We start from the raw sequence: 14345 nt of genomic DNA, 5'->3' as shown, positions 1-14345 counted from the left end.
GGGGTAGCCGTCCGTCATGAGCAGCGACGACCGCGAGGACACGGCCATCGTCTGGTTCCGCCGCGACCTCCGGGTGCACGACCAGCCGATCTTCACCGAGGCGGCGGCCCGCGCGACGAAGGCGCTCGCCGTGTTCGTGCTGGACGAGAAGCTGCTCGGACCGTCCGGGAAGGCGCGGCGGACGTTCTTGTACCGCAGCCTGCGCGACCTCGACGAGTCCCTCGGCGGGCGGCTGCTGGTCGTGCGCGGCGACCCGAGCGAGGCGATCCCGAAGCTCGCGGGTGCGGTGCAGGCCGGCAGCGTGCACGTCGCCGCCGACTACGGGCCCTACGGCCGCGAGCGCGACGAGGCCGTCGAGAAGGCCCTGTCCGACCGCGGTGTCGACCTCGTGCGCACCGGCTCGCCATACGCCGTGGCGCCGGGACGGATCACCAAGTCCGACGGCGAGCCCTACAAGGTCTACACGCCGTTCAGTCGCGCCTGGGCCCAGCACGGCTGGCGCGCCCCCGCCGGGACCGACGCCTCGACCGTCGCCTGGATGGACCCCTCGGAGAAGGACGGCGGGCCGCGGGCGGTGAAGGTCCCCGACGACGAGGCGCCGGAGGCCGAGCTGCCGACGGCGGGGGAGCGCGCGGCCCTGGACCAGTGGGCGGCGTTCGTCGACGAGCACCTCGCCGACTACGACGATCTGCGCAACCGTCCCGACCGGCCCGCGACGTCGCGGATGTCGGTGTACCTCAAGTACGGCGTCGTCCACCCGCGCACGCTGCTCGCCGATCTCGGCGGCTCGGGGAAGGGCCCGACGTCGTACCGCAACGAGCTGTGCTTCCGGGACTTCTACGCGTCGGTGCTGTGGTTCTTCCCGCGCTCGGCCCGGGAGAACTTCGACCCGAAGTTCGACCGGATCACGATGGACACCGGGAAGTCGGCGAACGAGAAGTTCCGCTCCTGGCAGGAGGGGCGCACCGGCTTCCCCGCCATCGACGCGGCGATGCGCCAGCTGCGCGGCGAGGCGTGGATGCACAACCGCATGCGCATGGCCGTCGCGTCGTTCCTGGTCAAGGACCTGCACCTGCCGTGGTGGTGGGGCGCGACGCACTTCATGGACCTGCTCGTCGACGGCGACCTCCCGTCCAACCAGCACGGCTGGCAGTGGGCCGCCGGGTCGGGCACCGACGCGGCGCCCTACTTCCGCGTCTTCAACCCCGTGACCCAGGGTGAGCGCTTCGACCCCCAGGGCGACTATGTGCGGCGCTGGGTGCCGGAGCTCACCGACGTCGAGGGCAAGAAGGTGCACCAGCCGTGGAAGCTCGACGAGCCGCCGTCGGACTACCCGGAGCCGATCGTCGACCACAAGGCGGAACGCCAGGAGGCGCTCGACCGCTTCAATGTGTTGTAGCGGTGGAGCGCCTCGGGGGCGTCACTGCCCGATGAAGCCCCGCTGCTGGAGGAACTGGGTGGCGACCTGGGCCGGGTCGGCGCCCTGGGACGAGACCTGGCCATTGAGCTGGAGCATGACGTCGTCCGTCAGCGCCGGCGAGATCTGGTTGAACACGTCGACGACGCGCGGGTTCCGGTCGACGACCTGCTTGCGGATCGTGTTCGACGCGTTGTACTTCGGGAAGAAGTTCTTGTCGTCGGTGAGCGACACGAGGTTCAGCGCCGGGATGCGGCCGTCGGTGGTGAACACCTCGCCGAACTTGCAGGGGTCGCCGTTGGCGGTCGCCTGGTAGATCGCGCCGGTGTCGAGCACGGTCAGGGCCGGCGGCGAGCTGTAGGGCACCGTCACGCCGTACGCCTTGAGCAGGTTCGGCAGGCCGTCGTTGCGGCTCGCGAACTCGGCCTCGACGCAGGTGGTGGCCTGCGGGTTGCCGCTGTTGATGAAGTTCGCCCAGTCCGTCGTCGTGCGCAGGTTGTTCTGGTCGGCGAACGCCCGCGTCGTCGCGATCGCGTACGTGTTGTTGAACGGCGTGGGGTTGGTCCACACGATCTGGTTGCGCTGCAGGTCCTGGTCGCGCACGGCCACGTACTGCTGCTGGGAGTCGGGGATCGGGGTGGTGTTCTGGAGGTTCGTGATCCACCCGGTGCCGGTGTACGACCAGCCCATGTCGATCTCGCCGGAGAGCAGCGCCTGGCGGGCCGCCGCGGAGCCGGTGATGTTGCACCGGTCGTTGACGGTGGCGCCCACCGACTGCAGGGCCGCCACGCTCATCTTGCACAGCAGGAGCTGCTCGTCGAACTCCTGGCCGCCCACGGTGTAGGTCTGGCCCTGGAGGTTGATGCCGCTCGCGGCGAGGCTGCCGCCCGAGGCCTGGGGCTGCCCGGTGCCGGACAGGCCACCACAGCCGGCGAGGACGAACGCGAGCACGACGATGATCGCGCCGGCCACCCGGCCGGTGGTACGTGTGTGCATTGCGTGATCTTTGCACCACGTTGGGGCGCTGGCGACCCCTGACGGGTCCGAGGATCTCCGGGTGGCCCGCTCAGGTCCGCGCGCGCCCCAGCGCCTCGCGCAGGCTCACCCGCGCCCCGGTCCGCAGCACCGAGTTCGCGTAGATCTTCCCGCCGAGGGCCAGGACGACGGCGGTGAAGGCGAGCGTGAGGGCGAAGGCCAGCACCACCTGGCCCACCGGTGCGACACCCAGGGCGACGCGGGCGGGCATGAACAGCGGGCTGAACGGCGGCAGCAGGGAGATGACGGTGATCGCCGTGCCGCGCGGGTCGGAGGTCAGCAGGTTGAACCCGACGACGAAGCCGAGCAGCACCGTGACCGTGATCGGCGACAGCACGCTCTGCGTGTCCTCCTGGCGGGAGACCAGCGAGCCCGCCGCCGCGAACACCGTCGCGTAGAGCGCGAAGCCCAGCAGGTACCAGACGACGACGGAGACGATCGTCGACACGAGGCCCGCCCCGGCGGTCAGCACGCCCGCGACGGCGGCGACGGCGAGCCCCGCCCCGCCGAGCACGACGAGCTGCAGCAGCCCCACCCCGCCGAGCCCGAGCACCTTCCCGAGCAGGAGCTGCCACGGTCGCACCGACGACAGGACGATCTCGACGACCCGGCTGGCCTTCTCCTCGACCACGCCCTGGGCGACCATCGCGCCGTAGGTCTGGATGGAGAAGAAGAGCAGGAACGCCCCGCCGAGGCCGAGACCCAGGCGCACCCCGGCCTGCGGGTCCGGTGGCTCGGCGGCGATGACGACCGGACCCGACTCGCCGACCGCTGCGTCGAGCGCCCCCGGGTCCACGCCCTGCCCGGTCAGGTACGCGTCCCGGGCCAGCGACGACGTGGCGTCGACCAGCGTCCGTTCCAGGTCCGCCTCGGGCTCGGACTCCACGTACACCCGCGGGCGGGTCGGCTCGCCGCTGACCAGGGCGTCGAGATCGCCCGCGCGGACCGCGGCCTCCCCGGCGGCGACGTCGGGCTGCATCACCACCGCCACCATGAGGCCCTCGGTCGGGGCCGCACGCTGGATCGGCCCCGTGAGCGCCGTCGCCGGCCCGACCACGCCGACCCGCGCGGTGTCCTCGCTCGACGCGATCGTGGCGACCACGGCGGCGTAGACACCGAGCAGGACCAGGACGGCGACGGTGCTGAGCAGGAAGGCGCGGCCCCGGACGCGCGCGACGAATTCGCGGCGCGCGATGAGGCCGACGGGCCGCAGGGAGCCGATCACGCCGCCACGCCCGCGGACCGGTCGGCCACGGTGTCCCGGTAGATCTCGGCGAGGGCCGGACGCCGGCGCCGGAACTCGTGGACCGGCCCGGTGCGCCGGGCCGCGTCCAGCACGGCCGTGATCGTCTCCTCGGACCCGTCGGCGAGCGTCAGCACCAGCCCGCTCTCGGCCGACCGGGTCGCCGCGACGCCGGGCAGTACCTCCGCCCAGCCCTCCGGGGCGTGCGGGGCGGCGACGACGAGCTCGGTGGCGGACGCCGACCGCAGGTCGTCGACGGTCCCCTCCGCGACGAGGCGCCCGGCGCGCACGATGCCGACCCGGTCGCAGAGGCGCTCGACCAGCTCGAGCTGATGGCTGGAGAACACGACGGGGGCGCCGGCGTCGCATCGCTCGCGCAGCACCTCGCCCATGACGTCGACGGCCATCGGGTCGAGACCCGAGAACGGCTCGTCGAGCACCAGGACCTCCGGTTCGGCGACCAGCGCGGCCGCGAGCTGGACCCGCTGCTGGTTGCCCAGGCTGAGGCGCTGCACCTCGTCGCCGCGACGATCGGCGATGCCGAGGCGCTCGGTCCAGCGGTCGGCGGCCTCGCGGGCGTCGGCGGCCGAGCGCCCGCGCAGCTCGGCGAGGTAGCGCAGCTGGGTGCCGACCGCCATGCGCGGGTAGAGCCCGCGCTCCTCGGGCATGTAGCCGATCCGCCGCCGGGACGCGGCGTCGAGCGCGCGGCCCTCGAGCCGGACCTCGCCGGCGTCGGCGGCGAGGACGCCCAGCGCGATGCGCATCGTCGTCGTCTTGCCGGCGCCGTTCGCGCCGACGAAGCCGTAGAGCTCGCCCGGACGGACCGTGAAGGTCATCCCGTCGAGGGCCACCGTGGAGCCGAAGCGCTTGGAGATCCCGTCGATCTCGAGCATGAGTCCCCCTGTCCGAGCCGGCGCCAGGATGTCGGACGCGACGATGATCGTCCACCGGAACGGGACCACATCGTGATCCCGGACGTCGTAACGAGCGCTGGCGGTCGATGCGACGGACGGGACAGAGTGGAGATCCACGGTGATCGGGAGGACGCGCGTGCGGACGCTGACGGTGTGCGGGGTGACGCTGCTGCTCTTCCTGGGCTGCGCTCCCCTCGCGGTGCCGGGCATCCCGCGCCTCCACGGCGTGCCCACCCCCGTCGCCGTGGGCGCCCTGGTCCTCGCCGGCCTGGCGCTGCTCACCGGCGTCGCGATGCTCGTCCGCGGCGGGCGCGTCCGGCGCCGGGCCGAGGAGTCGCGCGCCGCGACGGTCGCCGCGCCGCCAGTCCGGGAGACCGCACCGACCCCGCGGCCCGCGCCGGCGGCTCCGGTGGCTCCGGGTGCGCCCGGATTCGTCTCGGTCCGCGTGCGCCGCTAGTCGGCGGGCCACGCGGTGGTCAGCGGCGCGCCGTGCACCGGGCCCTCCCACGCCCAGACCCACGCGACGGCGGCGTCGTGCTCGCCGTGGACGACCGCCCGCCGACGCCGGTAGTCGGGACCCTCATAGCGGTCGAGCACGGGCAGCGCGGCCGGCGGGTCGGCGAGCGTGAGCACCGCCCCCCGCGCCCGGCCGGGACCGCCGGGGACCAGGGCCGGGTAGCCGCGCCCGGTGTCGTGCACCCGCCCCGGCATCCACGCCGTGACCGGTTCCCCGGTCACGTGAGGCGCCATCAGCGACCAGGCCCGCCGCCCGGGCAGCAGCGTCCCGTAGACGAAGACGCGCGCGGGCCACGACGCGGGATCGGGGTCGCCGTGCACGACGGTGACCGCGTCCGGCGCCGGCGGCGCCGCCTCGCCGACGAGGTCACGGGCGGCCTCCTGGCCGACGGCGGTCACCGGCACCGGCAGGCCGTCCACGAGCAGCGGCGCCCGCACGGGATCCCCCGCCCAGTAGGTCCAGACGCCGTCGAGACGCGCCCCGTCCTCGGTGGTCACACGCCCGGTCCGCAGGCGCACCAGGTCGTAGCGCTCCCCGCGCCCCTCGCACCGGTCCAGCACGCGCACCTGGTCGGGGGTCGCCATCCACACCGCATGGGTCTCGACGGCGCCGGGCGCCACGGCCAGCGTCGCCGGCCGGGCGCCGTCCCGTGCCCGCAGCCCGGCGGCCCAGACCGCGGCGAGCCCCTCGACCCGGGCCCACAGCACGACCACGGGCCCGCGCAGGCCGAGGTGCTCGCGCAGCCACGTGAGCTTCGACGGGCACCGGTTGGAACCGAACGCCAGCACCGGCACCCGGGAGGTCATCGGGGCCGCGTCGCGCGCGGCGAGCCACCCGTCGAGGTCCCGCCCCCCGACCGTCCACCCGGCGGACGCCGCCGACGCGGGCTCGAGCCGGTGGGCGGCCGCGTCCAGGTGCACATACGAGAAACCCGGCGCGACCCCGGGGTAGGGGTCGGCCGGGTACTCGTCGTCCGGATGCGGGCCCGACTCGATGGTCGAGCTCCCGCTGCGCGTCGTCTCCCTCGGGCTCAGTAGCCCCGCTCGCGGTACTCCTCGAGACGGGCGGCCTCGTCGCCGACCTTCGTGGTGTCGCCGTGCCCGGTGCGCACGATGGTGTCGCCGGGCAGCGAGAACACCTTGTCCGCCAGCTGCTCGATGAGCACGTCGAAGTCGGAGTACGACGGTCCGGTCGCCCCGGGCCCGCCGTTGAACAGCGTGTCGCCCGAGAACAGCGTGCCGATGTCGGGCGCGTAGAACACCGTGGACCCGGGGGAGTGCCCCGGTGTGTGGATCGCCCGCAGGTCGATCCCGGCGATCGTGAACGTCTCGCCGTCGGTGATCTCGCCGTCCGGCTCGCGGTCCGGGTAGGTCATGTTCCAGATCACCCGGTCGTCCGGGTTGAGCAGGATCGGCGCGTCGAACGCCGCCGCGATCGCCGGTGCGGCGTTGACGTGGTCGTTGTGCGAGTGGGTGCACAGGATCGCCACGACGTTGCGGTCGCCGACGGCGGACTTGATCGCCTCCGGGTCGTGCGGGGCGTCCAGGAGGACGACCTCCGAGGAGTCCCCGATGATCCAGACGTTGTTGTCGACGTCGAAGGAGTTGCCGTCGATCTCGAACTTGCCCGACGTCGTGATGTGCTCGACGCCCTCGCCGACGCGCTCGGCGCTCACAGGATCACCACCGAACGCAGCACGTCACCGTGGTGCATCTTCTCGAAGGACTGCTCCACGTCGTCGAGGTTGATCCGCTCGGTGACGAACTTGCCGAGCGGGAACCGGCCCTGCAGGGCGAGGTCGACCAGCATCGGGAAGTCGCGGCTGGGCAGGCAGTCGCCGTACCAGGACGCGCGCAGCGACCCGCCGTGGGAGAAGAACGGCTGGAAGTCGGCCTCGAGCTTCATGTCCGGCGAGGGCACGCCGACGAGCACCAGACGCCCGGCGAGGTCGCGGGCCTCGAACGCCTGCTTCCAGGTCGCCGGGATGCCGACCGCGTCGACGACCACGTCGGCGCCGAAGCCGCCGGTGAGGTCGCGGATGCCCTGCACCGGGTCGGTGTTCTTGGCGTTGATCGTGTGGGTGGCGCCGAAGCCCTTGGCCCACTCGAGCTTCCGGTCCTCGGTGTCGACCGCGATGATCGTGGTGGCGCCGGCCAGCGCCGCCCCCGCGATCGCGGCGTCGCCGACGCCGCCGCAGCCGATGACCGCCACGGTCTCGCCGCGCTGGACCTGCCCGGTGTTGATCGCCGCGCCGGTGCCCGCCATGACCCCGCAGCCGATGAGGCCGGCCTCCGCCGGGTCGACGTCGGGGTTGACCTTGGTGCACTGGCCCGAGTGCACCAGCGTCTTCTCGATGAACGCCCCGATGCCCAGCGCCGGCGAGAGGGCCTCGCCGGTCTCCTTGAGCGTCATCGGCTGCGCGGCGTTGTGCGTGTCGAAGCAGAGGTGGTGGTGCCCCTTGCGGCAGGCACGACAGACCCCGCACACCGCCCGCCAGTTGAGGATGACGAAGTCCCCGACCTCGAGACCCTGCACGTCGCCCTCGCCGAGCGACTCGACCACCCCCGCGGCCTCGTGGCCGAGCAGGAAGGGGTACTCGTCGTTGATGTTGCCCTCGCGGTAGTGCAGGTCGGTGTGGCACACCCCGCACGCCTGGACCTTCACCACGGCCTCGCCCGGACCGGGATCGGGGACGACGATCGTCTCGACCGTCACCGGCTTGCCCTTCTCCCGGGACACGACGCCCCGGACCTCCTGCGGCATGTGTGTGCCTCCGTGTTCTGAGGATGTGCTCCCGGTCACCTGTGCCCGGACGACCACCTTGGCATGCGTACCCGAGCATGGTCACGACCGAGCGCGCCTCCCCTGTCGGGGGGATGCCGGGGCGGAGCCGCGCCCGGCTCCTCCCGCCGATCGCGGCCCCGCACGAGGGTTCGACGCAGCGGCCGGCGCCACGGTTCCCGGCGGCGGGCACGACGACGCGGCGGCCACCGTGAGGTGGCCGCCGCGCACGTCATGATCGGGGTGGCGTTACTGACGTCCAGTGTCAGCGGTGCCCCACCGATGACACCCCGGTGGGACCGCTCAGACGTGCAGGACCAGCGCGGAGCCCTGGCCGCCGCCACCGCAGAGGCCGGCGGCGCCGATGCCGCCGCCACGGCGCTGCAGCTCGTGCGCGATGTGGATCGCGATGCGCGCACCGGAGGCGCCGACCGGGTGGCCGAGGGCGATCGCGCCGCCGTCGGGGTTCACACGCTCCGGGTCGACACCGAGCTCGGTGGTCGACTGCAGTGCGACGGCGGCGAACGCCTCGTTGAGCTCGAGCATCTCGAGCTGCTTGGCGTCGAGGTCCTCGCGCTTGAGCGCCTTCTGGATGGCGTTGGACGGCTGGGAGAGCAGCGAGTTGTCCGGGCCGGCGACCCAGCCGTGGTGCCCGATGCGGGCGAGGATCCCGAGGCCGAGCTCCTTGGCCTTCTTCTCCGACATGACCACGGTCGCCGCGGCACCGTCGGAGATCTGGGAGGAGGTGCCCGCGGTGATGGCGCCGTCGGAGTCGAACGCCGGCCGCAGCTTGCCCAGGCCCTCGGCCGTCGTGTCGCCGCGGACGCCCTCGTCCTCGGTGACGACGACCGGGTCGCCCTTGCGCTGCGGCACGGGCACGCCGACGATCTCGGCGTCGAAGCGGCCGTTCTTGGCGGCGTCGGCCGCGCGCTGGTGCGAGGACGCGGCAAAGGCGTCCATGTCCTCGCGCTTGAGGCCGATCGACTTCGAGAAGCGCTCCGTGGAGGCGCCCATCGACTCGTGGTCGTAGGCGTCGGTGAGGCCGTCCGACTCGGTGGCGTCGAGGATCGTCCCGCCGCCGTACTTGTAGCCCCCGCGGGCCTTCGGGAGCAGGTACGGGCCCTGGGTCATCGACTCCATCCCGCCGGCCACGACCACGTCGTACTCGCCGGCCTGGATCATCTGGTCGGCCAGAGCGATGGCGTCGAGACCCGACAGGCACACCTTGTTGAGGGTGAACGACGGCGTCGACATCGGGATGCCGGCGTCGGTGCTCGACTTGCGGGCGGGGTTCTGGCCGGCGCCGGCCTGGATGACCTGACCCATGATCACGTACTCGACCTGCTCGCCGGAGATGCCGGCGGCCTCGAGGGCGCCCTTGATCGCCACCGTGCCGAGCTCCCCCGCGGACAGGCCCGCGAAGGCCCCGGAGAGCTTGCCGATCGGGGTGCGCTTGCCGGAGACGATGACGGAGCCGGGCATGGTGGTCCTCCTGGTCGAGGGATGGGCGGTCACAGGGGCTCTGAGGCGTGGTCACCACGGTGGTGACCGCCGACGGGGCGGCCGTCGTGCGGTCCGCCGGGTGTGGCGAAGGTACCCGCGGGGCCGGTGGGATACCCAGGGTCGCGCGCGCCCCGTCACCACCCCGCTCGATCGGTCAAGCAGCTCAGGACGGGGTCGGGCGCGAGTGCCCGGCGACGGCCTCCATCAGCGGCGGCCACTCGTGGCGCAGCGCCTGGTTGCCCATGAACAGACCCAGGTGGCCGCCGGGAGCGGTGCGCCGCGTGACCTGGTCCGCCGGCGTCGAGACGTGGTCCGCGGCCGCGAACACCTGCACCGGCGGGGTGATGTGGTCGGTCGCCCCGCCCAGCAGGAACAGCGGGCAGGAGATCGCGCCCATGTCCACCCGCCTGCCGTCGACCTCGAGCTCGCCCGAGATCAGCTCGTTGCCGGCGAAGAGGTGCTCGACGAGCCACAGGTAGAAGGCGCCGGGCACGTCCTGGGTGTGCTTGAACCAGTCCTCGAACGCCTCGTAGCGCGCGATGGCGTCCGCGTCGTCGAGGTTGCGCAGCAGGTCGACGTGCTTGGCGATCTCGGCGTCGGGCCGGATCGCGATGAAGCCGCCGAGGACGAAGGAGCCCGGCATGTTGCCGCCGCCGGCCGCCACCATGGCGCGGTAGGGAAGCTGCCCGAAGCGCTGCGTCATCACGCGCGACGAGGCGCCGATGGGGGTCTCGCCGGCGTGGAAGTCGATCGGCGCCCCGGCCAGGGTCAGGGTGTTGACCTTGTCGGGGTGGATCGCCGCGTAGATCGTGGCGAGCCAGCCGCCCTGGCAGTCGCCGATCAGGTTGACGTGCCCTCCGCAGTGTTCGACGGCGCGGTCGACCACCGCGATGTAGTCGGAGATCGTGGAGCCGGAGGTCTCGCGGGTGGCGCCGACCCAGTCGAGGGTGAACGCCCGGGTCAGGCCGGCGTCGCGGATCATCATCATCTGCGACTGGCGCGGCTGGAAGTCGACGATGCACGAGTCGTGCCCGGCCTGCGGCGGGAGCACCAGGGCAGGCACCACGTCGTCGGTGGAGCCCTGCGAGAAGTCCCGCAGCCGGGCGATCGGCGTCTCGAAGACGATCTCGTGCTCGTTGTGCCACTGCGGACGGCGCCGGGTGAGGACGTGCCGCCACCACCGGCGCGCGTCGCTGGTGTTGCGCCCGGGCGTCGCCGTCTGCTTGAGCGCACGGCCCAGGACGTAGCCGGCGCCCTTGGTCATCTCGGTCGCGCCCCGCAGGTAGGCGGTGACGTGGTAGCCGCGCAGGTAGGCGGCGGGGTCCGGGACGGGGGCCTCGGTCGGGAGTGCCTGCTCGTCAGCCACGTGCTCGTCAGCCACGGAAGAGTCGACGGCAGCCGTCATGGCGCACCTCCTCGCGCCCGGCGACCGGGCGCTCGTCAGCACCCGGCTCTGGGTGCTGCGTGGACCGTACGGGGCGCTTGGGATGTTTCGCAACGCGTCCTACCCACGGGTAGGGGACGGGTTGCCCCGTCCGGTCGGTCCGTGTCCGGACATCGTTGGGGAATCGTGTCGTGTGGCCCGGGCCACGTCGTGGGTACTGGGAACCACGCGGACGACGAGCGAGGGAGCACGCATGGGAGACATGACCGGACAGGTGGCCCTGGTGACCGGCGGCGCCCGGGGCATCGGTCGGGCGATCAGCGAGCGGATGGCCAAGCGGGGCATGAAGGTGGGCGTCGGCTACTCGTCGGACCCCACGTCCGCGGAGGAGCTGCAGTCGCGCTACCCCGACCAGATCACGATCCACCAGGGCAACATCGGCCAGCGCGGCGACTGCGAGCGCGTGTTCGACGAGGTGATCTCCGCGCACGGCCGGGTCGACGTGCTGGTCAACAACGCGGGCATCACCGCGGACAAGATGGTGGCCAAGATGGAGGTCGACGACTGGGACCGCGTGGTCCAGGTCAACCTCTCGGGCACGTTCTACATGTCCCAGCTCGCCTACCTGCACATGGCCGAGCGCGGCATGGGCCGCATCGTGAACATCAGTTCGGTGATCGGCGAGAAGGGCAACGCCGGCCAGGTCAACTACGCGGCGACCAAGTCCGGCCTGTTCGGCATGACGATGTCGATGGCGCAGGAGGGCGCACGCAAGGGCGTCACGGTCAACTGCGTGGCCCCGGGCTACGTCGAGACCGACATGGTCGCGGCGGTGCCCGAGAAGGCACTGGAGAAGATCGTGTCCGGGATCCCGATGCGGCGCCTCGGCCAGCCCGACGAGATCGCCCGCGCGGTCGAGTTCCTGGCCGATCCCGAGTCCGGTTACATCACGGGGCAGGTGTACTCGGTCAACGGCGGCCTGCACATGGACGCCTAGCTCCGGGCGTCAGGCCAAGCGGGCGACGAGCTCGGCGCACACGTCGTCGAGCGCCGTGGCCGACGCCCGGCACACGCCGGGGAAGGTCAGGAAACCGTGCACGGCCCGGGCGTGGTCGGTGTGCCGCACGGGCACACCGGCCTCGTCCAGGCGCCGGGCGTAGTCCGCGCCGTCGTCGTGCAGCGGGTCGACCGCGGCGGTGACGACGAGCGCGGGCGGCAGGTCCGTGACGTCCGGGGCGAGCAGCGGCGAGACCAGCGGGTCGGTCGGGTCGCCGGCGGGCCCGAGGTAGTGCGAGCGGAAGACCTCCATGTCGGTGCGGGTGAGCACCGGGCCCGCGGCGAACCGGTCGACCGAGGGCCGCTCGAAGGTCAGGTCGAGCGCGGGGTAGAGCAGGACCTGCGCGTCGATCACCGGTCCCGCCTCGCGCGCGAGCAGGCATACGACGGCGGCGAGGTTGCCCCCGGCGCTGTCGCCCATCACCGCGAGCCGGTCGGGGCGGGCGCCGAGCGCGGCGGCCTCCCGCGCCGCCCAGGTCACGGCGGCGTAGCCGTCGTCGCGGCCGGCGGGAAAGGAGTGCTCGGGCGCGAGGCGGTAGTCGACCGACACCACGAGCGCACCGACACGGGACGCGACGTGCGCGCAGAGCCAGTCGGACTGGTCGAGGTTGCCCAACGTGCCCCCGCCGCCGTGGAAGTTGACGACGACGGGCAGCGCGCGGGCGGTGTGCGGGCGGTAGAGCCGCACCGGGACGGCTCCCGCGTCGGTGCTCGCCACGCGATCGGTGACGAACACGCCGCGCGGCATCGGCCCGAAGACCCGCGAGGTGACGACGTTGTGGCTGAGGCGCCGCGACCGTGCGCGGGTGATCTCCTCGGGGCCCATGCGGCTGACCGCGACGGCCCCGGAGTAGTCGGCGAACCACGTGAACATGCGCAGCCGGACGTCGATGTCCATGGCGCCCCCTCCCCGCGACCCGGACCCGCCGGTGGTGTCCGATAGGCGGGTGCCGCGGACGCCGCTGGTTCGACGCCGCGCCCCCCGGGCTGCCTCGGCGGGAGGAGGACAGATTGCCCGACCGTCGGCCCCGGACGCGTCCTCGAACGGCCCATCGATCCGGGCCAGTCGGTGACCGGCGACCCGCGCACGGGGACGAGCGGGTGATGCGCGTGTCGCAGCGACGACACTCCCGGTCGCCCCGACGGGCGGTTGCTCCGCGGGCCGGAAGGTGATCCGGCGATCGCCGTCCGGAGTGTGACGACCGGACGAGGTCCACCGGGGGCGAGGCGGCGGTCCGTAGCGTCGGGTGGGTGAGCACGCCGGAGCGCGAGGAGACCCGGGACGCCCGGCAGCTCGAGAACCTGCTCGCCGCCGCCGTGGTGCTGGTGCTGGTGCTCGGCGCCGGGATCGCGGGCGTCGCCGTGGCCGTCCGCCGCGGTCCGGACGCCGCGCCGCAGTTCGCCCAGCCGCTCACGGCCCCGGTGTCGCCCGATCCCGCGGCCCGGGCGGCGTGGGCCGACGCGGCGGCCGGGCCGACCGGCGTGCCCGCGCGGGCGCTCGTCGCCTACGCGGGCGCCGAGGCCGGGGCCCGCGAGGAGCTGCCCGACTGCGGGCTGTCGTGGGCGACGCTCGCGGGCCTGGGCCGGGTGGAGTCGAACCACGGCCGCTTCGGCGGGACCGCGCTGGACGATGCGGGCCGGCCGGTCGAGCCGATCCGTGGGCCGGAGCTCGACGGGACGGGCGGCAACCGCGAGATCCGCGACACCGACGGCGGGCGCCTCGACGGCGACACCACCTACGACCGGGCGGTGGGGCCCCTGCAGTTCATCCCCGGCACGTGGGCGGAGTACGGGGCCGACGGCGACGGCGACGGGGTCAGCGACCCCGACGACCTCGACGACGCCGCCCTCGCCGCGGCCCGCTACCTCTGCGCCGACGACCGGGACCTGCGCCGCGGCGACGACTGGCGCACCGCGGTGCTCGCCTACAACCGGTCGAACGCCTACGTCGACCGCGTGCGCCGCGAGGCGGTGGGCGCGGCGACGGCGGCCCCCTGACCCCGCCCGCGACGGGGCCGCCGGGCGTCCGGGAGCCGGCGATCGCCGTCCTGGTGACGATGCATGTCAGAAATGACGGCGTTCGTCACCGGGATCGCGATCAGGGTTCCCCGGGGCTCAGCGCCGCGCCAGCCGCCGCTCGCCGCGCGACCCCGTGCGGTACTCGATCCCGTAGTGGGAGAACACCGCCGGCTCGTCGTGGGCGGCGAGCTCGCCGTCGGGCGCGATCGAGGGCGCCTCGCGCGCCAGGTCGCGGGCGACCGCGACCTTGAGGTGGTCGGGCGTGACGACCGCCCCGGCGAGCGGCACGAACACCAGGTGGGTGTTGCGCCCCAGCAGCCCGGACACCTTGACCGTCGCGAAGACCGGCTCGTCGCCGAGGGTGTCGTAGTAGACGGCCTCGAGCGTCCCGATCTTCGCCTCGTCCGGGTCGACGACGGGACGGCCGCGCCAGTCGCGGATGTTCTCGGCGGGGATCACGCGGTGGACCCTAGGGC

Annotated in this window: 14 protein-coding genes; 4 read left to right on the top strand and 10 right to left on the bottom strand. The window is 73.3% G+C overall.

Translation table 11 applies throughout. The annotated features are described in order from the left end of the window. Nucleotides 1-16 precede the first annotated feature (16 nt). A complete protein-coding gene (locus tag QSK03_RS08660) occupies nucleotides 17-1399 on the top strand; it encodes a cryptochrome/photolyase family protein (protein ID WP_285650505.1) in 1383 nt (460 codons plus the stop codon). Nucleotides 1400-1420: 21 nt separating this feature from the next. Here the strand turns inward: QSK03_RS08660 and QSK03_RS08655 are convergent, their stop codons facing one another. From QSK03_RS08655 to QSK03_RS08645, 3 genes are all read right to left on the bottom strand, one after another. Next, the gene (locus QSK03_RS08655; RefSeq protein ID WP_285650502.1) at nucleotides 1421-2413 is read right to left on the bottom strand and encodes a glycine betaine ABC transporter substrate-binding protein; all 993 of its coding nucleotides are present in this window, start codon (nucleotides 2411-2413) and stop codon (nucleotides 1421-1423) included. A gap of 70 nt (nucleotides 2414-2483) precedes the next feature. Continuing rightward, on the bottom strand, nucleotides 2484-3677 hold the full coding sequence (locus QSK03_RS08650; protein ID WP_285650498.1) for an ABC transporter permease: 1194 nt from the start codon (nucleotides 3675-3677) through the stop codon (nucleotides 2484-2486). Next, entirely contained in the window at nucleotides 3674-4588 is a 915-nt protein-coding gene (locus QSK03_RS08645) for an ABC transporter ATP-binding protein (protein ID WP_285650495.1), read from the bottom strand. The genes QSK03_RS08650 and QSK03_RS08645 overlap by 4 nt, the downstream gene beginning before the upstream one ends. 157 nt (nucleotides 4589-4745) lie before the next feature. Between QSK03_RS08645 and QSK03_RS08640 the strand changes: the two genes are divergently transcribed. Further along, complete coding sequence (locus QSK03_RS08640) at nucleotides 4746-5066, top strand: hypothetical protein (RefSeq protein WP_285650492.1); 321 nt, start codon at nucleotides 4746-4748, stop codon at nucleotides 5064-5066. On the opposite strand, the gene QSK03_RS08635 is transcribed toward QSK03_RS08640, so the two are convergent. From QSK03_RS08635 to QSK03_RS08615, 5 genes are all read right to left on the bottom strand, one after another. Beyond that, nucleotides 5063-6046 (bottom strand): gamma-glutamylcyclotransferase family protein, encoded by a 984-nt coding sequence (locus tag QSK03_RS08635; RefSeq protein ID WP_285650489.1) that lies wholly within the window; start codon nucleotides 6044-6046, stop codon nucleotides 5063-5065. The genes QSK03_RS08640 and QSK03_RS08635 overlap by 4 nt on opposite strands. A 110-nt stretch (nucleotides 6047-6156) precedes the next feature. After that, nucleotides 6157-6801 carry an MBL fold metallo-hydrolase gene (locus QSK03_RS08630; protein ID WP_285650487.1) on the bottom strand — a complete coding sequence of 215 codons (645 nt, stop codon included), beginning with the start codon at nucleotides 6799-6801 and terminating at the stop codon, nucleotides 6157-6159. Beyond that, nucleotides 6798-7889, bottom strand: coding sequence for an S-(hydroxymethyl)mycothiol dehydrogenase (locus QSK03_RS08625; protein ID WP_285650485.1), 1092 nt, complete (start codon nucleotides 7887-7889; stop codon nucleotides 6798-6800). Before QSK03_RS08625 ends, QSK03_RS08630 begins: the two co-directional genes overlap by 4 nt. A 321-nt stretch (nucleotides 7890-8210) precedes the next feature. Continuing rightward, nucleotides 8211-9389, bottom strand: coding sequence for an acetyl-CoA C-acetyltransferase (locus tag QSK03_RS08620; protein ID WP_285650483.1), 1179 nt, complete (start codon nucleotides 9387-9389; stop codon nucleotides 8211-8213). Between the two features lie 184 nt (nucleotides 9390-9573). Further along, complete coding sequence (locus tag QSK03_RS08615; protein ID WP_285650480.1) at nucleotides 9574-10815, bottom strand: alpha/beta fold hydrolase; 1242 nt, start codon at nucleotides 10813-10815, stop codon at nucleotides 9574-9576. Between the two features lie 241 nt (nucleotides 10816-11056). Here QSK03_RS08615 and QSK03_RS08610 point away from each other — a divergent pair, with 241 nt between their 5' ends. Beyond that, on the top strand, nucleotides 11057-11791 hold the full coding sequence (locus QSK03_RS08610) for a beta-ketoacyl-ACP reductase (RefSeq protein ID WP_285650478.1): 735 nt from the start codon (nucleotides 11057-11059) through the stop codon (nucleotides 11789-11791). Between the two features lie 9 nt (nucleotides 11792-11800). On the opposite strand, the gene QSK03_RS08605 is transcribed toward QSK03_RS08610, so the two are convergent. Then, complete coding sequence (locus tag QSK03_RS08605) at nucleotides 11801-12748, bottom strand: alpha/beta hydrolase (protein ID WP_285650475.1); 948 nt, start codon at nucleotides 12746-12748, stop codon at nucleotides 11801-11803. Nucleotides 12749-13101: 353 nt separating this feature from the next. Here QSK03_RS08605 and QSK03_RS08600 point away from each other — a divergent pair, with 353 nt between their 5' ends. Then, nucleotides 13102-13848, top strand: coding sequence for a lytic murein transglycosylase (locus QSK03_RS08600; RefSeq protein ID WP_285650467.1), 747 nt, complete (start codon nucleotides 13102-13104; stop codon nucleotides 13846-13848). A 117-nt stretch (nucleotides 13849-13965) separates the two neighbouring features. Here the strand turns inward: QSK03_RS08600 and QSK03_RS08595 are convergent, their stop codons facing one another. Continuing rightward, complete coding sequence (locus QSK03_RS08595) at nucleotides 13966-14328, bottom strand: PRC-barrel domain-containing protein (RefSeq protein ID WP_285650464.1); 363 nt, start codon at nucleotides 14326-14328, stop codon at nucleotides 13966-13968. Between the last annotated feature and the right edge of the window lie 17 nt (nucleotides 14329-14345).

Source organism: Actinomycetospora sp. NBRC 106375 (assembly GCF_030269665.1).
In the GTDB taxonomy this organism is placed as follows: Bacteria; Actinomycetota; Actinomycetes; order Mycobacteriales; family Pseudonocardiaceae; genus Actinomycetospora.
This window is presented reverse-complemented; position numbering and strand designations above follow the sequence as displayed.